Source organism: Enterobacter cloacae complex sp. FDA-CDC-AR_0164 (assembly GCF_003071645.1).
Lineage (GTDB): Bacteria > Pseudomonadota > Gammaproteobacteria > Enterobacterales > Enterobacteriaceae > Enterobacter > Enterobacter ludwigii.
Map to the genome: position 1 here is coordinate 444,343 of NZ_CP028950.1, position 26,203 is coordinate 470,545.

Below are 26,203 nucleotides of genomic sequence, written 5' to 3' on the forward strand. Positions count from 1 at the left end.
TGCTCCGGACGTCAGGCGGCCACCTCGGTGCGGCCGCGTCCGGCATTTTTGGCCTTATACAGCGCCACATCGGCCGCTTTTAACCACTCCCGATAGTGCCCGAACTGCGGTCCCCAGGGCGCGACACCGACGCTAATACGCAGAGATTCCTTGGGCGCACACGGTAACGACAGCGTTTCCAGCCTCTCATGTACGCGTGACATCACGGCGATGGCACTGTCAGCCGCCGTCCGGGACATGATCACCGCAAACTCATCCCCGCCAAAACGGCCTATCGCATCCCCGGAACGCACCGTTAGCTGCAGTTGCCGCGTCAGGGCAATGATCGCTTCATCACCCACATCGTGGCCCCAGGTGTCATTGATATTCTTAAAATGATCGATATCGATAAGCAAAATCGTGGCGGTGCAGTGGTTGCGGCGACAGTGTTCAAATTCATTTCTCAGCAGCACTTCCCAGTGCCGGCGATTAAAGACGCCGGTCATGCCGTCGCGAGTACTCATCAGCTCCAGCCGCCGTTTATGCTCTGCAAGCCTGATGGCAGTACGATGGCTGAGCCAGGCAAAAAGCATCGGATATAACACCAGCACGGGAAGCGTTAAGCCCCATGCCAGAGGCTCCGGGTTAAAGACAGCCACCCGGCCCACGACGGGGAGCGTCACCAGGGAAGACAGAAGGGTTAACATGATGCCGGTAAAAAACAGCCGACAGCCGCCGGCCCCCATCATGTTCATTCCCACCATCATCAGCAGCGCTGCCGTAGGTAGCGCATTGATCCCCATCATGCCGATCCAAAGCCCGGCAATAATGGCATCAATCTTCAGATTAAAGCGTTCCTGCTGATGAGGAGAAGCAGCACGGCAGGACCACTGCCAGGCGAAATGGGGCCAGACAAATGCCCACCCCACCAGGAACAACCACCAGACGCCGGATACAGAAAAGGTGACCAGCACGCCAGAGAGGGGGAAGAACATCGCTGCCAGTCCGACAACACGCGCCAGCCGGGCTCGCCGGGCAAACGGGATCCCGGTACGGTGGGGGTCATCCTGAGAAAGGGTCATATTCCACTCTTCCCGAATGCGCTTTATATTGTAATAAGATTCATCATTCATCATTTTTGGGAATATTCTGAAATATTTCCCAAATTATAGAGAGGGGGCTTACGGGGAAAGTATGAAATTTCGGGTGAGCCGCCGGGGCCACTCACCCGATAGGACTACACGTTTTTCTTCAGACAGGCACTCATGAACTTGCTGCGATCGTCGCCTTTCAGGGACTGTTCGGTCGCTTTCGCATTACACTCGCGCATTTTTTGCTGCTGCGGCGTCAGGCTTTTCTCACCCGGTTTCGCGGCACCGTTTTTGAGGCAACCGCTCATGTAGGTCTTACGGGCATCGCCCTTCAGGCTCTGTGCGGTCGCCTGTTGATTACAGGTGGTCATGCGTTGCTGCTGCGGCGTTAATGTTTTCTCTTCCGCGTTCGCCGATGAGATCAGGAACAGACCCGAGAGCAGAGTAACCAGTAATGTTGTTTTCATTGCACCATCCTTTTGTGAACATTCACTGTAAGTCTGGTTCGTGACAGGAAAAAAACCACCCGGCAGATGTGATTTCCGCCGGGCTTTTATTATTTCAGCCCTAAAGCCGCTTTCATGGTGTAGAACAGATCCGTTTGATCGGTCAGCCCTACCACGTTTGCCGCATGCGGACCGTATGCTGCGATGCGCAGCTGGGTTCCGGTATGCTCCATGGACTCTTCTTCAGAGTTGCCATAGCTCAACACCATCACCGCGCCATCTTTGGTGTTCAGCGCCTGCGTCAGGCCCGGTGCTTTGGTATCCGCAGGGATGATCTGGCTGGCGTGCGCATGGTCTGCGGTAACGACCACCAGGGTGTTGCCGTCTTTCTTCGCAAACTCAAGTGCCTTCTGCACTGCTTCGTCCAGATCGACCGTCTCGCCAATCTGACCGCACGGGTTAGCCGCATGATCCTGTTTATCGATCGACGCGCCTTCCACCTGCAGGAAGAAGCCCTTTTCACTCTTGCTCAGCAGTGAGATCGCTTTATCGGTCATCGCCGCCAGCGTCGGGATGCTGTCGGTACGTTTTGGGTTTGGCGTACAGGTTACGGCAGGCTTATCAATGTTGCCGTGGTAGGACGCTTTTGGCCCTTCCCAGCGCACCGGCATATTGCCATCGGAGAAAAGACCCAGCAGCGGTTTATCCTGGCTTGCTTCGGTAATCGCCGCCAGAGAAGATGCATCGCTCACCAGCTGATAGCCGCGAGCCTGCGCCTGCTCACGCAGCGTTTTGCCCTGCCATTCGCCCGCCGTGGCGGTTTCCGCGAAGGTTTTCGCCCCGCCGCCCAGCGTCACGTCAGGACGTGCGTTCAACAGTTGTTCCGTAATCGAGCCTTTGCCGCCCTTTTCCAGCGCGTTAGTCGGGCATTTTTCGCTGGTCACCGACGGGCCGTAGCATTTACGTGAGGTGACATGCGCCACCAGCGCCGCTGGCGTTGCATCCTGAAGTTCAGCCGTAGAGACGTTGCCGGTAGCCAGTCCCGCCGCTTTAGCCATCTCCAGAATGGTCTGGTGATCTTTTTCGTGAATATCTACACCCAGCGCACCATTATAGGTTTTCACACCGGTGGACCACGCCGTGGCAGAGGCAGCAGAATCCGTCACGTAATCGGGTTTACCGGTTTTTTTATCCAGCGCGTAATGGGTATATTGTCCGGTGAGAGGCAGTGCGTCGATACCTTTAAAAAAGCCGCCCGCGCCTTCGGCATAATTTCGTGCTGCCGTTATTTCGGAATCGCCCATCCCGTCGCCAATCAGCAGAATAATGTTTTTAGCGGGTTTCTCATTCAGCGAAGCGCGAATGGCGGCGGTTTGATCTTCAGTCAACCGACGCGCGCCGCCTGGCTGGGTGATATCCCCTTTGGCCGCACGATTATCCAGCACGCTGGTATTGTGAGTGTCGGCATAAATAGCGGGTGACATTAACAGGGGAAGTAATGCGATGAAAAGTGCGCTCTGTTTCAATTTATTTTCTCCATGTACAAATACATAAAAAATAAAACAGAGCGACTATAGGCATCCTGCATGACAATTCTATGACACGCCGTCAGGTTCCGTGATGGTTTAGTTGCGAGGATGCCTTAACAGCTTTTTTACGTACTGGCGGAGCATTTCAGCATCCTCAACCGGCACCTGGGAATCGGGTCTGACGCTTTCCAGCGCGCCTTCAACGTTCTCAATCAACGTCTGTTGTTCATTTTTCGCCATTTGTCGCAGCAGCGCGGTGACCACAATTTCCAGCGCTTCAACCTGGGCGACCAACTCTTTTGACTCTTCTTCCTTTTGTGCAAGCTTGACCAACAACTCAGCAATGAGATTTTTCATGGTGCTATTTCCTTATCCGTTTTGTCTGAACTTAGCATTCTGAATCCATTATGCAAAGAGAAGAAATTTATTATGTTATGCAAAAGTGATGCGGCAGGAAAAATAGATTCCTCGCGGCTTACAGCGAAACGTTTTTCTATAAAAAAAGCCGCATTTAGTTATATAAAAATGCGGCGACCATAAGAATATATAATACATCCACGAAACAGCTATCGCGCCGACTTCGCCTCCGCCATTTGTCTGCGGCGACGCAGTGCAATAGCCAGTTGAATAATATTTATCAGCACCACAATGGCGGTAGCAGCAAATACCCAACGGAAACCGGCCATTGCCGAAACAGCGGCTCCCATAAGCGGACCGGCAACGTTACCTAAATACATAAACGACTGGTTATAGCCAAAAATACGGCCCGTTACCTGGTCACTGGAATATTTCACCAGCAATGTTTGCACCGCGGGTAACATCGCACCATCGGCAAAGCCCAGCAGAAACCGCAGCACGCCAAGCTGAAACGGAGAAGTGACAAACGACATTGCGAAAAAGAGCACCACCGCAAAAATCAGCGTGGCCATCAGGATACGCGCCGTGCCGATCCTGTCGCCCAGTTTTCCAAGGCGTGGCGCCGAAATGAGGGCTGATACGCCCGGGACGGCGGCAATCATCCCGCTGAGGAAAGCAATATTATTGCTGTCTGGCTCCATCGACTTAATAAACAGCGCCAGAATCGGGCCGACCGAACCGTTGCAAAGCTGGATCACCATGGTGGTCACAAACAGGCTGATCATCAGGCCCGGATAGGGCAGCGAGGCGAAAACGGCCTTGCCGCTCAGGCGTTCAGCTTTGCTGATGACGGGGCGTCCTCCCTCTTTAATGAGGAAGAGCGTGACCAGAAAACTGACCACCAGCAGGATGGCCGTAATGATAAACACCGCGCGCAACCCCACATGATCGGCGAGGAAGCCCCCTAGCAGCGGGCCGCCAATGACCCCGCTTATCTGAGCAGTAGAGAGCGTACTCAGCGCCCAGCCGCTGCGTTCACGGGGCACCTGCGAGGCCACCAGCGCCATGGCATTCGGAATATACCCGGACGTCAGCCCCATCACCGCTCGCAGGAAAAAGAGCTGCCATACGTTAGTGGCAAAGGCTTGCAGCAGAATGGCTATCGCCATCCCCAGCGATGCGCGCAGCAGCATCAGCTTGCGCCCTTTGCGGTCGGCCAGACTCCCCCACATCGGCGAGACGATGGCAGAGACCAGAAACGTGACGCTGAACGTCAGACCTGACCACATGGAGAGCGCTTCATGGGAGGTAACGCCCAGCTGCGACACGTACAGTGGCAGGAAGGGCAATATCTGGCTGATGGCCAGCCCGGTAAAGAAGCACCCGAACCAGACCGAGATGAGATTTACTTTCCAGGATTCCATAAAAGAAATAGTCTTCATTTTTAGGCGAATTCGCCTACAGATTAGCAAGTTACGCGTTATGACGTCGCACCAGAGATGCGCCCTTGCCGACTTTGGTGTTTTATCTTCCCAGTCATCATATTTGTGAAATAAGTCACAAATCATCCATTTTATGACGGAATATTATGCTTCAGCGGCAGAGACCGAAACCGCGCATCCCCAGGTGAAAGTGGCTGGCATGGGCAGCGTTATACTCTGGCCCCAGGCTGTTACCGTAATAGCTGCAGCTCGCCGCCAGCATGCCTTTCAGCCATGGCTGCGTTTTTGTCGCCTTCCAGCCGTTTTGCACCGTGACCCTCTCACCGTTTGCCAGCCCAAACGCCGTGATATCCAGCGCCTCTGCCGTAGCATGTTCACTGCGTCGCGCGTCGGGGCGATGGTAAATGTTGCGGCAGGCAAAGCTGCCGAGATGCTCAATACGCGTCAGCTCACTTCCCGTATAGCGTCTGGTGAGTGGCCGGGCTTGCTGGCTGATAAACAAGGCAGAACTGAGCGCCAGCGGACAGCTCGCAAGGAAACTGCTGTTCAGGCTGACCGGACCGAAGTTACGTACCCGGACGATGTTACGGAGTGGACACTCCCCACCGCTGTCTGCGACCGGTTGTGTGCGGATAAGCGCGCGTTGATTGGCCTGTGATAACAGGCTCGTGCACGCCTGGGGCGTTAAGTTCCGAAGCTTATACTGGGTAATGCGGCCTGGCGGGTCGTCGAGATGTAGCGGCGTGAAAGGGTTGTAGTAAGACGGCAACCAGCGATACCCCACCGTTGCGACAGCCGCAATAATGAAAACGGTCAGCAGAGTTTTTCCTTTCACGCTCCCCCCTTAACATTCCCCAAAACATTATGGCAGAAGGCCGCGAAACCCGCTGGGCATCGTGGTATGTTATTGGTTTTTCGTCAGACTGGAAGAGAGTGAGATGGCAAAGCAGCGCGTAGGTATTGTCTTTGGGGGAAAATCAGCGGAGCACGAGGTTTCATTGCAATCGGCCAAAAATATCGTCGATGCAATCGATAAAAGCCGTTTCGACGTGGTGCTGCTGGGCATAGATAAACAGGGGCAGTGGCATGTCAACGATGCCAGCCAGTATCTGTTAAATGCTGACGATCCGGCGCATATCGCCCTCAATCCTTCTGCAATCAGCGTCGCGACCGTACCCGGCGTGGTGCAAGGGCAACTCATCGACGCCGGTAATGCGCAGTCTCTTGCCCAGATTGACGTGGTCTTCCCTATCGTTCATGGCACCCTTGGCGAAGATGGTTCGCTGCAGGGGATGCTGCGCATGGCCAACCTGCCGTTTGTCGGTTCTGATGTGCTGGGTTCCGCTGCCTGCATGGATAAAGACGTCACCAAGCGCCTGCTGCGTGATGCGGGGCTGAATATTGCGCCGTTTGTCACCCTCACCCGCGCCAACCGTGACCAACACAGCTTCGCTCAGATTTCCGGTCAACTGGGCCTGCCGCTGTTTGTGAAACCCGCAAACCAGGGTTCTTCCGTCGGGGTCAGCAAGGTGACAAGCGAAGCGCAGTTCACGCAAGCGGTCAGCCTGGCGTTTGAGTTTGACCATAAAGTGGTGGTTGAGCAGGGCATCAAAGGCCGCGAAATTGAGTGCGCCGTGCTGGGCAACGATTTCCCACAGGCAAGCACCTGCGGTGAAGTGGTGTTAAACAGTGATTTCTACTCTTACGACACCAAATACATTGATGATAAAGGCGCCCAGGTTGTTGTGCCTGCGAATATCGATCCGGCAATCAACGATAAGATCCGCGCGATCGCGATTAACGCTTATCAGACGCTCGGCTGCAGCGGCATGGCGCGCGTGGATGTGTTCCTGACGCCTGAAAACGAGGTGGTGATTAATGAAATCAACACTCTGCCGGGCTTCACCAACATCAGCATGTATCCCAAGCTGTGGCAGGCCAGCGGGCTTAGCTACTCAGCACTCATCACCCGCCTGATTGAACTGGCGCTGGAGCGTCATGCTGCGGACAGCGCCCTGAAAAGCTCCGTAAACGGTTAATCGGGAGTTTTCGCCGTTTCCGTCTCATCCGCTGTCGTCTCTTCAGGACGACGGCGGATAATCATCCCCGCCAGCCAGAAGCTGATAACCCAGGTCACCAGACCCACGGCATACGTTTGCCACCCTTTTGCTTCAAATCCCAACAGCCCCACGACACCGTTAAGAATAAAGATCAGCCCGATAGCAAAGGCGTAGTAATGCCAGTCACGGCGTAGTTTGGAAGTGAGCTTCATGACAAACTCCGGCAGGAAAAAAAGATATCCTCTCACAGATTTATGACGAGGTCTGTGGCTGATGCGGAAATTCTAAAACATGCTGTTGTTTCAATTAAGTTAAGAAATTGTGATGCGCTGCAGAATTCGACAATCCAGGAGAATTCCTTAGGGTAAATTAACACGATTCTGATATTGACAAATGCTATGACCTGTCAAACTCACCTTGTAAGACGCATATAAAACAGAGTGATTTATCGGGAGGTCGTGATGGCTGACTTTACATTGTCGAAACCGATTTTTGGCGGTAAACAACCAAAAACCTCCACGGCGGGTAATATCGCTTATGCCCTGTTTGTCTTGTTCTGTTTCTGGGCGGGTTCGCAGCTACTCAATATGCTGGTTCATGCACCAGGAGTCTATGAACACCTGATGCAGGTGCAGGATAACGGACGCCCGCGAGTGGAAATTGGCTTTGGCGTAAGCACCCTGTTTGGCCTGATTCCTTTCCTCGCAGGGTGTATGATTTTAGGCGTTGTGGCATTAGTACTGCGTTTTCGCCGTCGCTTTTAAAGCCCCATACAGCGAGCGCGGCGGTCATCCACGCGTTTTGCGAACCAGGCGGTTGTCAGGTTACGCGTGATCTTCGGGCTTTCCAGCTGAATACCCGGCAGGATTGCCCTCGGTAACGTTTTCCCATTTTTCTGTTCTGCAAGCGTAAAGACTTTCTTGTACAGATCGGTTTTCTCAAACGCCAGACTATCGCCTTTCTCAAGCTGATGGCGAATGTCGCTGTCACTCATGCCAAGCCTGTTCGATAATTTCCGCACCGCCCGCTCCGTGGTGCCAGCCTCGCTGCTGCCATAGGCAATAAGATCGCCATCCAGTGCCAGCTTCACGCCGCTCGCGCGGCTGACCGCATTCTGAAATGCCGCGTTACGACTGGCATACCAGCCCGCGTTAAAGTCCGCAAAGCGGTACAGCGGCTCACTGTAATTCGCCGGATAGTTCAGCAGATGATAAGTGCCGAACCACAGGCCGCCACGCAGGGAGAAGACCTCCTGACGCACCGTACCGTCGATTTTCCACGGGTAGCCGTCGGTATGCTTTTCCGCAAAGGCAATGCTGACCTGCATCGGCCCGCCGGTGTGTACCGGGTTAAGTGAGCCAAACAGTGTCTGCCCCATCGGCACCATGCTGATGAAATCATCAAAGATGGCGCTGAGCTGTTTCTCGGTTTTTACCGTGTCCAGCCGTTCGCTGTAGCTTTTTCCATTTGGCGAGGTGATTTTAAACGCGGTATGCACGAGAAATACCGGGATATGCATCGATTCCGCACGGCGGTCGATCTCTTTCCAGGCTATTTTGTTCAGACCCGGCACGACCGGGTCTGACTGGTACATTGATTCCTGCTGCGCCACCGCCAGTACCGAGCAGATATTCTCCTCGGTAGGGGCAATCTTCTGGCTTTCAAAGGTTTTTGCCAGCGCATCCGCCCATGCATTGCGATCTTTTACGCTGGCGGGCATTTTTTGCCGCACAACGCTTGCCACATCAACAGGCTTCTCCCCTTCTTTAAGCGGAGCGGCCCCTTTTTCGGCACACCCTACCAGCACCAGAGCGGCCAGTAAGGACAACGGTAACGCACGCGGTACGGCAAAGGTCATAGCAACTCCCTGTATTAGCTAAATGTATTAGTGACTTCCTGCAGTTCCTGGCCGTCCAGCTCACGCTCAAAGCTGCGTAAACGTTTATAGATGGACATCAGTTCCACCAGCGTAGTCCAGGAGCTGATCAGATACTGGAATGAGCCACGCACCTGACCAAAAACGTTAGTTATCTGGGTCATCAGACCGAGCGTAATCGTACCCGCAACGATGGACGGGAACAGCAGGAACAAACCGAAAACGTTATCGACCTGCAGATACAAAATGCGCGCAATATTGAAATACATATAGTGGAAGTAGAGACGGAAGTAGTTGCGACGCACGGCACCAAACAGCTCACGTACGGTTGGTGGCGAGGCGCGGTTAGCATCATCTTCACCGTAGACCAGCTCTTTACGATAAGCCGCTTCCACGCGTTGATTTTTAAACTCCAGCCCCGGCAGCTTAATCCCGACCACCGCCAGCAGCCCCGTCCCCATCAGAGACCAGACAATCGCCGCAATCACCAGCCCATACGGCAGATGACCGACAAGAGGCAGATCCGGCACGTGAGCCGAGAGCGTCACCAGCACCGGCAGGAAGGCAATCAGCGTCATGATGGCGTTGATAAAGCTGACGCCCATGTCTTCAAGGGTGGAGGCAAAACGCATGGTGTCTTCCTGCACACGCTGTGCTGCACCTTCGATATGACGCAGGTGTTGCCAGTGCGCCATATAGTGTTCGTTCATCGCGGTACGCCAGCGGAAAACGTAGTGGCTGACGAAGAAGTTGTTCATCACCCCGATCACCACCGCAATCAACGCGATACCGAGGAAAATGCCCACCTCATGGTAAAACTGGTTAATGGTTACCTTATGCGGCGAACTCAGCGCAGTCTGGATAAGGTCGTAGAACGGGGCATACCAGGCGTTTACTGCCACCCCCACTTCCACCAGGAACCAGGTCACAAAGATAATCAGCGAGGTTCCCAGAATCGACCAGTATTGCCAGCGGTGCGGCGCATAGACAAACCAGAACAGGGCGAACAGGCCAACGCATACCATGTAGTAGGCGTAAAACAGCAAATAGCTAAGCGACCAGAAGCGGGCGGCGCTGATCGGGACTTCACCCGTTGCACCCGTAATGCGGGCCAGCCACGCCCCGCCGCCAGCCTGCCAGAAAATGACAGCGATCAGTGCCCAAATAAATGCCGACAGGAAAAAAGGCCCCGGCTTTGGGAAAAAAGACTTAAACATAATGCATCCTTCTTGTTGTTATGGCTGTTGCTGTGCTCAACACATCACCACACGAAAATCTCGCCTGAGCCAGACGGCGCAGGCAAAAAGGTCAGACCCGAGGGTTAATTATTAGTTCGCTTTCCAGTTTTCGAGAATTGTTTCGGTGCGTTTCACCGCGAGAGGATTGGCCGGCGCAATAAAGTCACGCCAGACGTCGTTGTAATGGTTAATCAGAATGGGCGCGTCGGCTGCCGGACGATTAGCCGTGGTATGGGCATCTTCCGCCACGGTAATGTGATAGCCACGGCTGACCCCGTTCTTGATGGTCGCATCGACACAGTAATCGGTGGCACAGCCGCAGATGACAAACTCGCGAATACCTTGCTCGCGCAACACCGCTTCAAGTGCGGTGTTATAAAATGCATCGCAGGCAGTCTTGGTGACGTAAAGCGCGTCAGCGGGCTGATGGAGTTCAGGCAGCAGCGCAAACCCTTCGCTCCCCTCTTCCAGACCGCCTTCACCGGTATGCTGAATAAAAATCACCCGTTCGGCGGCCTGCGTGAGCTGATTGATAAGCGAAACACATTTTTCGCGCTGGTAACGCGGCGTTGCAAACACCCCTTGCTGCATATCGACAACCATAACCACACGCTTCACTGACATATCGTTCTCCGCAAGATTGAGTGACACTGGCCTCTATCATACGGCCGATGTCACAAAATGGGAGACTGGTCGCCAGGAAATTATGCTTATTTACCCATGGTTACGTTTTTCTCGCTATCGTTATGCAATTCGGGGCATTGCACCGTGCGGTTTAGTAGTATAAATACCCATTACTTTTCTCATTCAATTCATGGATGCTTTTCGTTGAAACGTTGTCTGCTCTCTTTTGCCGCGCTGTGTGCGGTGAGCTTCTCCACCGCCCAGGCAGCTCAGCCGCTGACGGCTCCCGTTTTGGCTTCAGATATTGCCGATCGCTACGCGAACCTTATCTATTACGGCAGTGGCGCGACCGGGATGGCGATGGTGGTCATCGACGGCAACCAGCGCGTATTTCGCAGCTTTGGCGAAACGCGACCGGGAAATAACGTTCACCCGCAGCTGGATTCCGTGATCCGCATTGCGTCCTTAACCAAGCTGATGACCAGCGAAATGCTGGTGAAATTACTCGATCAGGGTGTGGTCAAGCTCGACGATCCGCTCAGCAAATATGCGCCGCCAGGCGCACGCGTTCCAACCTATCAGGGCACGCCCATCACGCTGGTAAACCTTGCCACCCATACCAGCGCGCTGCCTCGCGAACAACCCGGCGGCGCGGCGCACCGTGACGTTTTTGTCTGGCCAACGCGCGAACAGCGCTGGAACTACCTGAGCACCGCCACGCTGAAATCGGCCCCGGGTTCACAGGCATCTTACTCAAACCTGGCGTTTGACCTGCTGGCAGATGCGCTCTCGACGGCCGCAGGCAAACCTTACCCGCAGCTCTTTGAAGAGCAGATAACGCGCCCGCTCGGCATGAAGGACACCACCTTTACCCCTTCTCCGGATCAGTGCCGACGCCTGATGGTGGCAGAGAAAGGCGCTAGTCCGTGTAATAACACCCTGGCAGCCATCGGCAGTGGCGGGGTCTATTCAACGCCAGGCGACATGATGCGCTGGATGCAGCAGTTCCTCTCATCAGATTTCTATGCGCGCAGTCACCAGGCCGATCGCATGCAGACCCTGATTTACCAGCGTAGCCAGTTGCACCGCGTGATCGGCATGGACGTACCGGGTAAAGCCGACGCGCTGGGCATGGGCTGGGTCTATATGGCACCCAAAAATGGCCGACCGGGCATTATTCAGAAAACCGGTGGCGGCGGTGGATTCATCACCTATATGGCGATGATCCCGCAGTCCAACGTGGGCGCGTTTGTGGTCGTCACCCGCTCTCCAAATACGCGTTTCGTCAATATGAGCGATGGCATCAATAACCTGGTGGCTGAGCTGAGCGCCAATAAAGCCCAGGTGCTCACCGCCTCCATCCAGCCTTAATATTCCGTGGGCAAACGGTTGATGCTGACCAGTTTGCCCCGGCTCATATTGATGTAGTTGCCTTGTCGCAAAGCGGCGAGCACTTCGGCAACGACAGAGCGTGAAATACGCGTGCTTTGTTGTATATGATTCATCACACCAATTTTTGAACGCAGCGTTTCATCCCACTCGGCCATATTCAGCAGCATTGCGCGGATCTGGTGATAGGAGTTATTTCCCACCAGCTGCCTGTCGCGTTTGCCCAGAATGTAATTTATCCAGGATAACCAGCAAAACGCGTCTTTCCAGAGCGAATGCTGTTGAATGAGTTGACGGGTGGTCGCCGCGGGCAAATAAAAACCGGTACAGGCCGTTTTGGCAGTGACTCTGTATTCCTGACTGTGATTGATCACTACGGCAGACAGGCCAAAAATAAAAGGGGCTGACGCAATGCCAACCAGCAGATCGTCTGAATGACGATAAACTTCAATAACGCCGGTCTGGAATACGTAGGTACAAGGCTCACTCCCCTTGCCCGAGGTAATTAATTGCTGTGGAGCAGATTTAAACGGGGTACTGGCTGCTATCAAACATGCTTCGAGCCGGCTTAATTCAGAAAGTGGTTTCGCATTAACGTTCATGCAGACCTCAAGACATCCGTATTTGTCGGTTCACTATTATTTTTTATTGTCATCTATAAAAAAGCGGGGGCTTATCCCCCGCTTTTATTTATTACCAGGTATATTTCACACCCAGATTTGCGCCCCAGTTCTGGTCAACGTCACCGCCGCCCAGATAAGTGGCATCAGTGTAAGCACTGAAGTTCTTCGTAAAGCTAAACTGGGTACCCAGACCAACCCGCACTGCGGAGCCTTTCACGCCATTATCAATGCTGTCACCGTTAACATCGGCATCGTTACCAGCGTCGTCATAGACATAAGCGAGTTTGAAGTAAGGCGTAAGCGCCTGGTCACCGCCGTAGTTAAAGGTGTAACCGGCATCCACACCCGCTTCGTAACGCAGGCTGTCATAGGATTGACTATCCATGCGCATGTCGTTGCTGAGGCGATAGTCATCACCGGACTGGAACAGACCCGACACGGCCGCGTATGGCGTCACATAACCAGAGAGGTTTGGTTTCCAGTCATAGCCCAGTTTCAAGCCAAAACCAACGGCGTCGGTGGTGGTGTTACCGTCAACATACTGACCATTGCTCATGGTCGCGGAGAGATCGTTGTTGAATCGGGTGTAGCTCAGGGAACTGTCGATGAACAGATCGTTCGCAAACTTCGCGGACGCGTACATCATTGCCGTCTGGCTGTCCTGATCCACCTGACCGGTGCGATCGCTGATATCGCCTTTGGCGAAACCTGCCGCACCACCGACGATCCACTTCGCATTATTACCGTCAATCAGGGTATCCAGACCAACCATGATACCGCTCACGTCCTGATCGTAGCTGATAACGCCGTTATCGCCGTCGAAGTTGCCGCCAACGTAGCTTACCCATGCCCCGCCGTTATCCGCCAGGCCGTGACGGCTGTTGGTCAGACGCGCACTAACTGCATCCTGCTGCAGATTCCAGATGTTGGTGTTGGCAGACGGGATGCTCAGCGCCATGTTGGCATAATCGGTCAGCGCTTGCTGTTGCAGAACAACAGTGTCGCCTTTCTGCTGCGCCTGATAAGTATATGCCCCTAAATCGGCTTTATTTGCCGCAGTGAAGCTGGCGCGGGTCTCCGTGTTGTTGTCATAAACACGGATAATCTCCTGGCCTTTATAGTCAGCAACAGCGCCGGCGCCGGTGGCGTTGTCGATACGCACGGCGTAATTCCCTGCCACGTCACCATTCACGGCCAGATGGCCGTCAGCGTTAAGTGCCACAACGCCGTAGTCGTAATCGGCTTTGCTCATATCATTGGTGATATAGCGGGCGTTGTTCAGATCGCTGTTCAACACGTAATCACGGCTGGCCACGTTCAGCACGCCGCCATCCGTTAACACCATATTGTGCGTATCCACCTGGCCGAGGCCGAGAGACAGCTCCGCACCGTTGTCCACGGTAATAGTATTGGCATACAGCTCCGCGGTTTCCTCTGTCAGGGCCGCACGGCTGTCGCTGTCCAGATAGAGGCTGTCGGTTGCCACGGCACCCTTGTCACCGATGTTCAGAGATGAAGCATTGGACAGGGTGATGGAATCAGCCAGCAGGCCCGAGTTTTCAACATTGACCTGCGAATGATTATTCACCGTCAGCGTGTCGATGTTAGAGAGCTTACGGGTATCCCACTCAGAGCCGTTATCCAGCGTGACGTTGAACAGACCGCTCTGATAGACCGCTTCACCCGCGACATGTCCATTATTGTCGAACGTGGAATCCGGCCAGATGCTATCTGGAGAGAGGGTGCGCCAGTCAACGTCACTGTAGCCCAGGCCATACATCTGCGCGGTGCCGATGGCCTCAACGCTGGACTGCGCTGCGCCGACCCATTTGCTGCCATTGGTCAGCGTGACGTCCAGCTTATCGGTGTCATCCCAGCCGTTGGTGGTTGGGTTGTATATACCGTCAGCCGTCGTATCGGTTGCCGGATCGCCGTTCGGGTAGAAGTTGTTATCGAAGGTACTGGAGAACAGGATATCGCCGGTGATCGTGGAGTGATCGAACGTGGCGGTGGTCTGCATCGCGTTGTCAGACGCACTGGCAGCAACAATCAGCGCCGCGTCGTCAGCCGCAGTGGCATTGGTTTCACCGTAATCACTCGGCTTCGCGGTTTGACCATAGAACCCACTGGTGCCCAGGTCACTGTATGCGCCAGAGGTCAGCACCGAGTCTTTCACCAGCAGCGTGTCGGTAAAGACATTGCTGCTGTTCGCCACACCTTCCACCCCGTCATACGGGGTATTATCCCGTTCCTGATACCCCTGAGTCAGGGTAATGCCGGCGATGTGAGAGTTATTCTGAATAACAATATCCGATTCCACATCCAGGGTAATTGCATTACCCAGCGCATAGGTGTCCAGATAGTGCGTTTCCGTATTTTCCCCGTTCACAACGTCATACGCATAATGCTCGTAAGTATCATTGATCGTGGAGTTATCGACGGTCAGGCTAAAACGGTCGTATTGAGAATGGGTTGTGCCGTCCGTATCCACGCCATCAGCACATGACGCGGTCATGCATTCTGAGGTGATCATGCCATTAATGGTGCTGTTGGAAATGCTCAGCGCATTCGCCCGACCATTGATACCATCATCCAAATAATAGGTTGATATAACACCATTCACGGTGGATTTATTAATCACCGGATAAATATCACCATCGTGCGTCGCATCAGAGTAATCCCAGTCAGCGTAACCATAATACCAGGGTGCAGCTGCCGTGTTATCATATCCGAAGGTATTATATGTCGTACCAGAAATATCCTTCGCATTGGCCTGAGAAGCGATAGCCAGGGTGCAGGCTAATGCAAGTTGTGATACAACCAGTTTCTTTTTCCATGTTTGCATTGGGTCATCCCTCCTCAGGGACGTAAGCAAGTTTGTCCATCTAACGATTTTGCAATACTTAATTGCGGAGGGAATTATGCATTTTCAATCTGAAAAGGTTCAATGAATCATTCCATTAAGTCCGCATTCAGACAAACAACATGAAAATAATGCAGTAGCGATGCAATGCCATCAATAATCATTATAAAACAGGCAGTTAAAACACCCTCTTATAAAGATAAAAAATATAATAAAAATAAATAGATCATTTTCAATGATATATTTATTTCATCATAGAAATAAAACCAATATTTCGTGAACAATTAACGCCAGTGGAAAGGCGTATATTATTGATCGCGTGACGCGTTGGCATCGGGATTTCCCCCTCGACAAAATGCCCACTTTGGTAAAACACCTTCTTTCACTTTGAGGTACACTAACCCTCTTTGTTCCACAAACCTCAGGCATACCATGACCGATTTAATTGCTCGTCCCCGTCGCCTGCGCAAGTCACCCGCACTACGCGCTATGTTTGAAGAGACAACACTGACCTTAAACGATCTGGTGTTGCCGATTTTTGTCGAAGAAGAGATTGACGACTACAAGGCCATCGAAGCCATGCCTGGCGTGATGCGCATTCCTGAAAAACATCTGGCGCGTGAAATTGAACGTATCGCCAATGCAGGGATCCGCTCGGTGATGACCTTCGGCATCTCCCATCATACTGACGCCACCGGCAGCGATGCCTGGAAAGAGGACGGTCTGGTCGCCCGTATGTCGCGCATTTGCAAAGAGACCGTGCCGGAAATGGTCGTGATGTCCGACACCTGTTTCTGCGAATACACCTCTCACGGCCACTGCGGCGTGCTGTGCGATCACGGCGTGGATAACGATGCTACCCTGCTGAATCTTGGTAAGCAGGCGGTGGTTGCTGCCGCTGCGGGTGCTGATTTCATCGCGCCATCAGCTGCGATGGACGGGCAGGTGCAGGCTATCCGCCAGGCGCTGGATGCTGCCGGTTTTACCGACACGGCCATCATGTCCTACTCCACCAAATTTGCCTCCTCTTTCTACGGCCCGTTCCGTGAAGCAGCCGGTACGGCGCTGAAAGGCGATCGTAAAACGTATCAGATGAACCCGCTCAACCGTCGGGAAGCTATCCGTGAATCCCTGCTCGATGAAGCCCAGGGCGCAGACGCCCTGATGGTGAAACCAGCGGGAGCCTATCTCGACATCCTGCGTGATATTCGCGAACGCACCTCGCTGCCGCTGGGCGCGTACCAGGTCAGCGGCGAGTACGCGATGATCAAATTCGCCGCCATAGCGGGTGCGATCGATGAAGAGAAAGTGATCCTGGAAAGCCTGGGTGCGATCAAACGCGCGGGTGCGGATCTGATCTTCAGCTACTTTGCGCTGGATCTGGCTGAGAAGAAAATTCTGCGCTAAGGCGCAACGGTGCCGGGGGGCGGTTTCGCCTGACCCGGCCTGCTCTCCCTGCCTCACGAAACTTCACCAAACTGCAATACAACCGACATCTCCCCCTTCTACTGTCATCGCAAGACGGCAGGAGGAGTGATCATGTTTAGTCTCGATAGCGTTCTCGATGACCTTTGGCCTCAGGCGAGGCCGGCACCCTGGCAAAAAAGTCTGTTAAAAAGGCTGTTTTACGAAGAAGAATTCCAGCAATTTGCCGCAGCACACCGCCACCTGAAAGGACTGGATATGGTGGAGCAAGTTCTGGAGCACCTTGATATTCTCTGCACCGTTTCCGCCCGCGATCTCGAACAAATCCCCGAACATGGCCCTCTGGTTATCATTGCCAACCACCCGACAGGTACTCTGGACGGGCTGGCGCTGATGTACGCCGTCTCGCGCGTGCGACGCGATGTCAAAGTCGTGACCAACCGGATGCTGACCCACCTGGAGCCGCTAAGCTCGCTGTTTATCCCGGTCGATAATATGGGCGGCAGGACGGCAAAAACGTCGCTGGTACAGATGGAACAACATCTGCAAAACGCGGGCGTGCTGATCTTCTTCCCGGCGGGTGAAGTTTCCCGGCCGACGCGAAAAGGCATTCGCGATAAAAAATGGCACTCGGGATTTATCAAACTCGCCACCAAACTGCGCGCCCCACTGCTGCCGGTACATATTCAGGCGCACAATAGCCTCCTCTTTTATGCCAGCACGCTGGTATCGCCGACGTTATCCATGCTGCTGCTGATGCAGCAGATGTTCCGCCGTCGCCATAGCCAGCTGCCGATTACAATCGGTCAGCAGATTGCCTGGAGTGACTGGTATAGCGCCACCCTTTCGTCGCGTGAGATGGCCGAAAAGTGCCGTCAGCACGTGATACGTCTTGGCAAGGGAGTGCCTGGCGTCTTTAAAACCCAGTGCGCCATTGCCCGTCCGGAAGACCGGGCTACGCTAAAACGCGAGCTGGCGCAGGCCGAATGTCTGGGCAAAACCGGCGATGGAAAATCCATCTATCTCTGGCAGCGTAACGGCCAGGAAGAGGCGCCACTGCTACGCGAACTGGGCCGCCTGCGTGAGATTGCGTTTCGTGCGGTGGAAGAAGGGAGCGGTAAACGCCGGGACACTGACAGCTACGATGATGATTATCTGCATCTGATCTTATGGGACGATGAGGACCTGGAGATTGTCGGCGCGTATCGCTTTATGCCCACCGCCAGACAAGTGGAGCGTCGGGGGCCGGAAGGACTGTACAGCTACAGCCTGTTCCACTACGACGACAAAATGCAGGATGTGCTGGAGCACGGCATTGAGCTCGGGCGCAGCTTTATTCAGCCGCGCTACTGGGGACGCCGAGGTCTGGACTATCTGTGGTCAGGCATTGGTGCCTATCTGGCGCGTTATCCCCACTACCGCTATCTGTTTGGTCCGGTCTCGATATCCGGCGGCTTACCGCCTGCCGCGCGGGATCTGCTGGTGGCGTTTTACCGCCTCTGGTTCCCGGCAAGCCATCCGCTCGCGGCGTCACGCCAGCCCTACCCGGCATCGCTTCCGGATGTGCTGGCGCAGTTTGGCGGCGTGGATTATGTCGACGATCTGACGAAGCTGAAATCCCTGCTCGGCAATCTGGGCTGCGGCATTCCGCCGCTCTACAAGCAGTATTCCGAGCTGTGCGAACCGGGTGGCGTACAGTTTATTGATTTCGGGAGCGACCCGGCATTCAACAACTGCGTTGATGGCCTGGTGCTGGTGGATTTGTGTTATCTGAAGGCGAACCGCTATCAGCGCTATATTGAGGCGCATTTGTAACCCTGCTTTCCCCTCTCCCGTCGGGAGAGGGTCAGGTGAAGGCATCAGCCCGCACGGTAAAACGGTTTATCCCCTAAAATCGTCGCCCGCTGCATAATCCGACGCTGCGGCAGATAATCTGCGTTCGCATAGTGTTGCGTCACGCGATTGTCCCAGATCGCCAGATCGTTCTCCTGCCATCGCCAGCGCACCTGAAATTCCGGCCTGGTGATATGGGCAAACAGGAAGCTTAACAGCGCATCGCTCTCTTTTTCCGTCACGTCTACGATCCGCGTCGTAAAGCCTTCGTTCACAAATAACGCCTGCTTACCGGTTACCGGGTGCGTACGCACTACCGGATGCAGCAGCGGCGGATGTTTCGCGACCGCATCCTGCCAGCGCAGATGTTCCTCTTCGCTTTTCCGGTACTTGTACTCCTGGAAGGATTTTTTGAAGTCATGTTCGGCCCGCAACCCGCTCAGCAGCGTCCGGAACGGCACGGACAGCGCCTCGAAGGCGGCGATACCGCTGGCCCACAGCGTATCTCCACCGGTGTCCGGCAACAGCTTCGCCGCCAGTATCGCCCCGGCAGGTGGCGTTTCGATAAACGTCACGTCGGTGTGCCAGTTGTCGTTGTCCGGCGGATTATCGTTATGGGTATCCAGCACGATGATCTCCTCCACGCCTTCCGCATGGGGATAGACCGGGTGAATATGCAGATCGCCGAAGCGCAGGGCCAGCGCGCGCTGCTGCTGCGGGGTGATCGCCTGTTCGCGCAGGAACACCACCTGATGGCGCAGCACCGCGTGGTACAACTGCTCGAACTGGTTATCGCTCAGTGGACGGGTCACGTCCAGGCCGGAGACCTGCGCACCAATGTATGGCCCCAGCGGGGTGATGGTCAGACGTTCACTCATTGTATTTCTCCATGCCAGGGCGTCAGACGTCGCTGTAGCGCGCGCAGCCCCAGTTCTAATCCAAAGGCGATCACGGCGATCACCGCGATCCCTGCCAGCACGACGTCAGTCGCCAGAAACTCTCCCGCCGACTGCACCATAAACCCTAATCCGCGCGTGGCGGCGATCAGCTCAGCCGCCACCAGCGTTGACCAGCCCACCCCGAGGCCAATGCGCAACCCGGTTAAAATCTCCGGCAGCGCGCCCGGTAAAATCACAAACAGCAGCACCTGAAGACGGCTGGCACCAAGCGACTGCGCCGCGCGGATCCGCACCTGCTGCGCACTCTTCACCCCAGCCAATGCCGACATAGCAACCGGGGCAAAAATCGCCAGATAAATCAGCAAGATTTTCGAGGTTTCCCCGATGCCAAACCAGATCACCATCAGCGGCAGATAGGCCAGCGGTGGGACCGGACGGTATAGCTCAATCAGCGGGTCGAGAATGCCGCGCACCGTCGGGCTCAGCCCCATCGCGATACCCACCGGGATGCCAATCACTACCGCCGCCAGCAGCGCCACCAGAATACGCGCCAGACTGGCACCTAAATGCTGCCAGAGCGTGGCATCCATAAAACCCTGCGGCCCGGCGATGGTGATGAGTTTCGCCAGCACCTGTCCCGGTGGCGGAAGGAACAACGGGCTAACCCACTGTTGCGCTGCCACTGCCCACCAGACCGCGAGCAATACCAGCAACGTGCCCGCACTCAGCGTGATCTGGCGAGAGAACGGCCAGCGTAACGCGAGACGAGGACGGCGCGTTTTTTCACTGAAGACAATGCTCATGAGAATGCCTCCCGTTGCTCAAATACGCGGCTTAAAACATATTCGCGCTGTTCAATAAACAGCGGATCGGATTTGATACTGCGGACCGGTTCACCGGCCACATAGCGACGGGCAAAGCTGAGCGGCAACCGCTCCAGCACACGCCCCGGCCCCGGCGAAAGCAACACCAGTTCGGTCGCCATAAACACCGCCTCTTCGATATCGTGGGTGATCAGCAGTACCTGCTTGCCCGTTTCGTGCCACAGGCGCAAAAGCAGCGTTTGCATCTGCTCACGTGTGAAGGCGTCCAGCGCACCAAACGGCTCATCCAGCAGCAACAGCTGTGGGTTTGCCGCCAGCGCGCGGGCAATCCCGACCCGCTGACGCTGGCCACCGGAAAGCTGCCAGATAAAACGTTTTTCAGCGCCCTCCAGCCCCACCTTTTTTAGCATCTCACGCGCGGTCGCCAGCCGTTGTTCACGGTGAATCCCCGCAAGCTGCAGGCCGAAGGCGACGTTTTCCTGCACGTTGCGCCACGGAAGCAGCCCTTCACTCTGAAAGACCACGCCGCGCTCTGCACCCGGACCCTCGACCCGTTTCCCTTCCAGCTGGATGGAACCATGCTGATACGGTACAAACCCGGCGATCAGATTCAGCAGCGTGGTTTTGCCGCACCCGGACGGACCCAGCACGACCAGCAATTCACCGCTGTCCAGCGTCAGGTTGATCTCCTCCAGCACGGGTTTACCGCCGTAATCAGCAGACAGATTTGTAATATTCAGCATCGCTTCCCCCTTATTTCACAAAGCGATCGGTCACGTACTGGCTGTAATCTGTCGCCACCGCAGGCACTTTGCCCTGCTCTTTCAGAAACGTTGCGGTATCGACAATCGCTTTATTGACCGGCCCATTGAGCTGCTGGACCTGTTGTGCAGGCGTGAGATAGGTATTGCCTTTCACCAGCCCCGGCACGTCCGCTTCCGGAACGCCGCTCAGGCGCGACAGTTTTTCCAGATTGCCCGTCTCTTTCAGCCACGCATCGGGGTTGCTGAGATAAGGCTGTTGGGCGTCAATGGCGCTTTTAGCAAACGCCTTCACCACGTCTGGGTGTTTCTCCGCGAAGTCTTTACGCACGACCCACACGTCAAGCGTCGGCGCGCCCCACTGTCCCACCTGTTCGGAATCGGTCAGCACGGTGCCGTCTTTTTCCAGCTCATTCACGGCAGGTGCCCAGACGTAAGCGCCGTCGATATCCCCACGCTGCCAGGCGGCAATAATTGCGGGTGGCTGCAGGTTGATGATCTGCACCTGGCCCGGCTTGATGCCCCAGTGTTTGAGCGCCGCCAGCAGGCTGTAATGGGTGGTGGAGATAAACGGCACGGCGATGCGCTTGCCAATCAGATCTTCCGGCCGGGTGATGTTTTTCTTCACGACCAGGGCTTCAGAATTCCCGAGCTGTGACGCCAGCAGGAAAACCTCAACAGGCACCTGCTGGCTGGCAGCCACTGCCAGCGGGCTGGAACCGATATTGCCAATCTGCACATCGCCGGACGCTAATGCGCGCACGACGGCCGCCCCGCTGTCGAATTTACGCCAGTCCACCTTCGCGCCGCTTTCTTTGGCGAAGGTGTTATCCGCCTGCGCAACTTTTGCCGGTTCCGCAGAGGTTTGATACGCGACGGTAACGTCTACCGCCTGTGCCTGAAATGCCCACAGCGCCAGCGCGCCGAGAAGTGTAATTCGCGATGAAATTGCCATTGTGACTGCTCCCCTTGTTGTTATGAGGGCAGTATTTCCGGCGCAGGAATTTTGATAAAGGAATAAAAAAGAATCGTTAATTCCGATTCGTTTTTAGAAAAAAAGTGGCAAAGGATAGTGAATTTTGTGAGGTTTATTCTGGCTCCCTCTCCCGACGGGAGAGGGATGAGGTGAATGCATCAGACGACACACGGCATCAGCGCTGCGCCTTTAGCTCCGCAATGTCTTTCGGCGTGGTCCGGCAACATCCTCCAATCAACGTCGCCCCGGCCGCCAGCCACTGGGGTAAATAGCCCGCCAGCGTTTCGCAGGCTTCGCCATGGTGATGCCAGGTTTTGGTCACGGCGTCATAATGCTCCCCCGAATTCGGGTAGACCACCAGCGGCAGTGCGGTAAGGCTGTGAAGATGTTTCAGTGCCGCGGTGGTATTTTCCAGCGCGATACAGTTGATCCCCAGCGCCACAATTTGCGGATAGCGTTCCAGCGCAGAAATCACCTCGCGCAGCGGCGTGCCGTCGCTGAGGTGCTCGCTGTCACGCAGGGTAAACGAGAACCATCCCCGGGCCCGGGGATACTCGGCAAGAAGCGCCGCCAGCGCCTTGATTTCAGCAAAGGATGGCAGCGTTTCGCAGGCCAGCAGATCTGCCCCGGCATCCAGCAGCGCTTCCACGCGCGGGCGATGGAAATCGGTAAACGCTTCTGCGCTTCGCACGTAGTCACCGCGATACTCAGAACCATCCGCCAGGTATGCACCATACGGCCCAACCGATCCCGCGACCAGCAGCGTGCCTGCATGAGGGTTTTCCGCGAGATACGCTTCGCGCGCCTTACGCGCCAGCTCCACACTTTTGCCAATCAGCGCGCGGGATTGCGCCTCATCCAGGCCTCGTGCGGCAAACCCCGCAGGCGTGGCCTGATAGCTGGCGGTGATCGCCACCTGCGCTCCCGCCCGGTAGTAGTCCAGATGAACGTCGCGGATAAGATCCGGGTTTTCAACCAGCACTTTGGCAGACCACAGGCTGTCTGCAAGATTACAACCGCGCGCTTCCAGTTCCGTCGCCATCGCGCCATCCAGCACCACAAATGGCTGTTTTTCAAGGATGGCGGTAAGCGGATTATTCTGCGACATGTTCAGGCTCCTGCGATGTCATGTTTCGGGTCAGGTAGTAGGCACCATAACACAGGGCAACAAACGGAAGCCCGCAATAAAGGGCAATACGCTGACTCGGGTCAAACGCCAGACCAACACAGGCCACCACACAGAGGATAAAGCCAAGCACCGGCACCAGCGGATACCACGGCGCGCGATACTGCAGAGCGGAAAGCGGCTGACCAGACTGAAGATGGCGACGACGGAAGACAAAATGCGACGCGCAGATGCTGATCCAGACCGCCACCACAGCAAAGCCTGAGATGGCGGACAGTGCGACAAACACCGTGTCCGGTGCCACCACGCTTGAGAACAGCGCCAGTACGCCGCCAAGCATTGAAACAGAAATCGCCGTCATGGGTACGCCGTTTTTATTAACGCGCGCAAAGCAACGCGGCAGCGTTTTTTCATTCGAGAGCGACCATAACATGCGGCCAGAAGCGTACAGGCCCGAGTTCGCCGCCGACAGGATGGCCGTCAGGATCACGAAGTTAAAAATATCAGCCGCGTACGGAATACCGACCTTTTCGAACACCAGTACAAACGGACTTTTTTCCACGCCCGCCTGATGCATCGGGATCAGCGCGGCCAGCACAAACACGGTACCAATAAAGAAGATGATCAGCCGGGCAATGGTGGTGCGAATGGCAACCGGAATCACCTTGTGCGGATTTTCCGTCTCACCCGCCGCGATACCGATAAGCTCTGTCCCGGAGAAAGCGAAGTTCACCGCGACCATGGTCATCAGGATGGGCAGGCCGCCGTGCGGGAACCAGCCTTCGGCGGTAAGGTTGGTTAAGCCCGGCGCGGGAGAACCGTCCTGCATCGGGATAAAGCCAAACACCGCAGCGCCGCCAAGAATAATAAAGGCAATAATGGTGATGACTTTCACCAGCGAGAACCAGAACTCGCCTTCGGCAAAGAAGCGCGTGGAGATGACGTTAAGGCCGAAGATCACCACGCAGAACACCACGCACCACGTCCAGACGGGCACCTGCGGGAACCAGTACTGCATACAGAACCCGGCGGCGGTAAAGCTCGACCCGAGCGCCACCGTCCAGGTAAGCCAGTAAAGCCACGCCACGGTATAGCCTGTAGCCGGGCCAAGATAGCGGGCGGCATAGACGTGAAACGCGCCGGTTTCCGGCATCGCAACGGAAAGTTCGCCCAGACACTGCATCACCAGCCAGACCACCAGCGCGCCAATCAGGTACGCCAGCAGCGTTCCCGCGGCCCCGGTCGTTGAAATGATATAACCAGTATTGAAGAATAGCCCTGTCCCAATGACCCCACCCAGCGAGAGCATAATCAGGTGGCGTGTTTTCATGGTGCGCTTAAGCTGCCCATTTTCTTGTTGTGTTTGCATATTACCTTCTATACGTATGGACATCTAAACATCCAAAGAAGGTGTGTTATACCGCGATTGTTAAGAAAAAGCTAGACGACCAGACGTAATCGAGCGCGCCGCGCGCTGAGTCTGGGGTGGGTTGTGAGGATCACATACAGGAACGGACGCCAGGCCATAAGTACCTCCGCAAGCAGATACTTACAGCATGGCGCGGACCCTGGCGTTCTTCGGTCAGTCGAAAGTGGTATCCGTAAGGAGCGGGTTCATACGCGGGATTTTACAGCGGCGCAATTCTTGGTAAATCCCTCAATCAGTTCTATAGTCGACACAGTTTCATCGTTACAGGATCAACTGATGCGCTTTAACGGACTGACCAAAGGTTTCTTTATCTTCATACTCGCCCTTGTCACCTGGGCTTTCTTCGACGTGCTCTCCCCCTACTTCTCCGCGATTTTATGGGCCGCCATTCTTACCGTTATCTTTAACCCGGTAAAAAACAAGCTGCGCGCGGCGATGGGCGATCGCAACGGACTGGCTTCGCTGTTAACTATCGGCATTATCTGCCTCATCGTCTTTATCCCGTTGATGGTGATCTTTTCATCGCTCGCCATTGAACTGAACGTGGTGTACACCAAGCTGCAAGCGAACAACACCCAATTCCCGGAAGTGGTGGCGAGCATCTTTAACCACCTGCCAGGCTGGGCCAGCGGCTTCCTTGCGGACCACAATCTGACGAACGCGGCGCAGATCCAGAAAAAACTCTCCGATGTGGCCCTGCAGGGCGGACAGTATCTGGCCGGCAGCGCGTTTCTGATTGGTAAAGGGACGTTTGGCTTTGCGATCAGCTTTGGCATCATGCTTTATCTGCTGTTCTTCCTGCTGAAAGATGGTCCGTATCTGGTACGCCAGATCCTTGATTCGCTTCCTCTGTCTGATTTTGCCAAACAGCATCTGTTCGCCAAATTCGTCGGCGTCTCGCGGGCAACGGTAAAAGGTACGGCGGTAGTGGCGGTGGTTCAGGGCACGCTCGGCGGGATTGCATTTGCCATCGCTGGTATTGACGGTAGCGTACTCTGGGGCGCGCTGATGGCGTTCCTTTCGCTGGTTCCGGCCGTCGGCTCGGCCATTGTCTGGGTGCCGGCCGCCATCTTCCTGTTCGCCACGCATCAGCTCTGGCAGGGTCTCTTTATCGTTGGCTTCTTCGTCATCATTGTCGGGCTGGTGGACAATATTCTGCGTCCATTGCTGGTGGGGAAAGACACCAAAATGCCGGACTACCTGATCCTCATCTCAACCCTTGGCGGGATGGAGCTGTACGGCATTAATGGCTTTGTGATTGGGCCGCTGATCGCCGCGCTGTTCATCGCCTGCTGGAACCTGTTCTCCGGTCGCGATCACGCGGGTAACGCCGAAGAGCTGGATGCGGATTTCATCGAGGAAGGAAAAAACCCTCCAGATTTGTGATGATATGACGATAAAGACCACACCAGG

Annotated in this window: 24 protein-coding genes; 6 read left to right on the forward strand and 18 right to left on the reverse strand. The window is 55.1% G+C overall.

What is annotated here, in order from left to right:
- Positions 1–11 precede the first annotated feature (11 nt).
- From adrA to AM410_RS02240, 6 genes are all read right to left on the reverse strand, one after another.
- Positions 12–1,115 carry a diguanylate cyclase AdrA gene (gene adrA / locus AM410_RS02215; protein WP_063215184.1) on the reverse strand — a complete coding sequence of 368 codons (1,104 nt, stop codon included), beginning with the start codon at positions 1,113–1,115 and terminating at the stop codon, positions 12–14.
- 101 nt (positions 1,116–1,216) lie between these two features.
- Complete coding sequence (gene psiF, locus AM410_RS02220; protein ID WP_014168820.1) at positions 1,217–1,537, reverse strand: phosphate starvation-inducible protein PsiF; 321 nt, start codon at positions 1,535–1,537, stop codon at positions 1,217–1,219.
- A gap of 89 nt (positions 1,538–1,626) precedes the next feature.
- On the reverse strand, positions 1,627–3,042 hold the full coding sequence (gene phoA / locus AM410_RS02225; RefSeq protein WP_025204997.1) for an alkaline phosphatase: 1,416 nt from the start codon (positions 3,040–3,042) through the stop codon (positions 1,627–1,629).
- 99 nt (positions 3,043–3,141) lie between these two features.
- Positions 3,142–3,402 carry an anti-adapter protein IraP gene (iraP, locus tag AM410_RS02230; RefSeq protein ID WP_014168818.1) on the reverse strand — a complete coding sequence of 87 codons (261 nt, stop codon included), beginning with the start codon at positions 3,400–3,402 and terminating at the stop codon, positions 3,142–3,144.
- 209 nt (positions 3,403–3,611) lie between these two features.
- Positions 3,612–4,826 carry a multidrug efflux MFS transporter gene (locus AM410_RS02235; protein WP_020885242.1) on the reverse strand — a complete coding sequence of 405 codons (1,215 nt, stop codon included), beginning with the start codon at positions 4,824–4,826 and terminating at the stop codon, positions 3,612–3,614.
- 169 nt (positions 4,827–4,995) lie between these two features.
- The gene (locus tag AM410_RS02240; protein WP_073395598.1) at positions 4,996–5,679 is read right to left on the reverse strand and encodes an extensin-like domain-containing protein; all 684 of its coding nucleotides are present in this window, start codon (positions 5,677–5,679) and stop codon (positions 4,996–4,998) included.
- Positions 5,680–5,782: 103 nt separating this feature from the next.
- On the opposite strand from AM410_RS02240, the gene ddlA reads away from it, so the two are divergent.
- Complete coding sequence (gene ddlA, locus AM410_RS02245; protein ID WP_020885244.1) at positions 5,783–6,883, forward strand: D-alanine--D-alanine ligase; 1,101 nt, start codon at positions 5,783–5,785, stop codon at positions 6,881–6,883.
- Here the strand turns inward: ddlA and AM410_RS02250 are convergent.
- Positions 6,880–7,116, reverse strand: coding sequence for a DUF2754 family protein (locus AM410_RS02250; protein ID WP_025205000.1), 237 nt, complete (start codon positions 7,114–7,116; stop codon positions 6,880–6,882). The two genes, ddlA and AM410_RS02250, sit on opposite strands and share 4 nt — an antisense overlap.
- 249 nt (positions 7,117–7,365) lie before the next feature.
- Between AM410_RS02250 and AM410_RS02255 the strand changes: the two genes are divergently transcribed.
- Positions 7,366–7,668: a DUF2755 family protein gene (locus tag AM410_RS02255; protein ID WP_020885246.1), complete on the forward strand. Its 303-nt coding sequence runs from the start codon at positions 7,366–7,368 to the stop codon at positions 7,666–7,668.
- Here AM410_RS02255 and AM410_RS02260 read toward each other — a convergent pair.
- The 3 genes from AM410_RS02260 to AM410_RS02270 all read right to left on the reverse strand — a co-directional run bounded on the left by AM410_RS02260 (position 7,665) and on the right by AM410_RS02270 (position 10,642).
- Complete coding sequence (locus tag AM410_RS02260; RefSeq protein ID WP_073395596.1) at positions 7,665–8,762, reverse strand: DUF1615 domain-containing protein; 1,098 nt, start codon at positions 8,760–8,762, stop codon at positions 7,665–7,667. The genes AM410_RS02255 and AM410_RS02260 overlap by 4 nt on opposite strands.
- A gap of 14 nt (positions 8,763–8,776) precedes the next feature.
- Positions 8,777–9,997, reverse strand: a complete 1,221-nt coding sequence (gene sbmA / locus AM410_RS02265; protein WP_044857021.1) for a peptide antibiotic transporter SbmA — start codon at positions 9,995–9,997, stop codon at positions 8,777–8,779.
- Positions 9,998–10,108: 111 nt separating this feature from the next.
- Positions 10,109–10,642, reverse strand: a complete 534-nt coding sequence (locus tag AM410_RS02270) for an isochorismatase family protein (RefSeq protein WP_025205011.1) — start codon at positions 10,640–10,642, stop codon at positions 10,109–10,111.
- Positions 10,643–10,846: 204 nt separating this feature from the next.
- Here AM410_RS02270 and ampH point away from each other — a divergent pair, with 204 nt between their 5' ends.
- Positions 10,847–12,013, forward strand: coding sequence for a D-alanyl-D-alanine-carboxypeptidase/endopeptidase AmpH (gene ampH, locus AM410_RS02275; RefSeq protein WP_020885249.1), 1,167 nt, complete (start codon positions 10,847–10,849; stop codon positions 12,011–12,013).
- Here ampH and AM410_RS02280 read toward each other — a convergent pair.
- Entirely contained in the window at positions 12,010–12,633 is a 624-nt protein-coding gene (locus tag AM410_RS02280; RefSeq protein WP_014168808.1) for a helix-turn-helix domain-containing protein, read from the reverse strand. The genes ampH and AM410_RS02280 overlap by 4 nt on opposite strands.
- Positions 12,634–12,724: 91 nt before the next feature.
- A complete protein-coding gene (locus AM410_RS02285; RefSeq protein WP_073395595.1) occupies positions 12,725–15,499 on the reverse strand; it encodes an autotransporter outer membrane beta-barrel domain-containing protein in 2,775 nt (924 codons plus the stop codon).
- 450 nt (positions 15,500–15,949) lie between these two features.
- On the opposite strand from AM410_RS02285, the gene hemB reads away from it, so the two are divergent.
- Positions 15,950–16,924: a porphobilinogen synthase gene (gene hemB, locus AM410_RS02290; protein WP_047744181.1), complete on the forward strand. Its 975-nt coding sequence runs from the start codon at positions 15,950–15,952 to the stop codon at positions 16,922–16,924.
- Between the two features lie 132 nt (positions 16,925–17,056).
- Entirely contained in the window at positions 17,057–18,757 is a 1,701-nt protein-coding gene (locus tag AM410_RS02295) for a lysophospholipid acyltransferase family protein (protein WP_020885252.1), read from the forward strand.
- 44 nt (positions 18,758–18,801) lie between these two features.
- On the opposite strand, the gene tauD is transcribed toward AM410_RS02295, so the two are convergent.
- The 6 genes from tauD to mmuP all read right to left on the reverse strand — a co-directional run bounded on the left by tauD (position 18,802) and on the right by mmuP (position 24,730).
- Positions 18,802–19,653: a taurine dioxygenase gene (gene tauD, locus AM410_RS02300; RefSeq protein ID WP_014168804.1), complete on the reverse strand. Its 852-nt coding sequence runs from the start codon at positions 19,651–19,653 to the stop codon at positions 18,802–18,804.
- Complete coding sequence (gene tauC, locus AM410_RS02305) at positions 19,650–20,477, reverse strand: taurine ABC transporter permease TauC (protein ID WP_014168802.1); 828 nt, start codon at positions 20,475–20,477, stop codon at positions 19,650–19,652. Before tauC ends, tauD begins: the two co-directional genes overlap by 4 nt.
- A complete protein-coding gene (gene tauB / locus AM410_RS02310; RefSeq protein ID WP_014168801.1) occupies positions 20,474–21,241 on the reverse strand; it encodes a taurine ABC transporter ATP-binding subunit in 768 nt (255 codons plus the stop codon). Before tauB ends, tauC begins: the two co-directional genes overlap by 4 nt.
- A 10-nt stretch (positions 21,242–21,251) precedes the next feature.
- Complete coding sequence (gene tauA / locus AM410_RS02315; protein ID WP_014168800.1) at positions 21,252–22,214, reverse strand: taurine ABC transporter substrate-binding protein; 963 nt, start codon at positions 22,212–22,214, stop codon at positions 21,252–21,254.
- A 196-nt stretch (positions 22,215–22,410) separates the two neighbouring features.
- Entirely contained in the window at positions 22,411–23,343 is a 933-nt protein-coding gene (mmuM, locus tag AM410_RS02320; RefSeq protein WP_108647474.1) for a homocysteine S-methyltransferase, read from the reverse strand.
- Positions 23,330–24,730: an S-methylmethionine permease gene (mmuP, locus tag AM410_RS02325; protein WP_025205021.1), complete on the reverse strand. Its 1,401-nt coding sequence runs from the start codon at positions 24,728–24,730 to the stop codon at positions 23,330–23,332. The genes mmuM and mmuP overlap by 14 nt, the downstream gene beginning before the upstream one ends.
- Before the next feature lie 336 nt (positions 24,731–25,066).
- Between mmuP and AM410_RS02330 the strand changes: the two genes are divergently transcribed.
- Positions 25,067–26,176, forward strand: coding sequence for an AI-2E family transporter (locus AM410_RS02330; RefSeq protein ID WP_020885256.1), 1,110 nt, complete (start codon positions 25,067–25,069; stop codon positions 26,174–26,176).
- Positions 26,177–26,203: the final 27 nt, after the last annotated feature.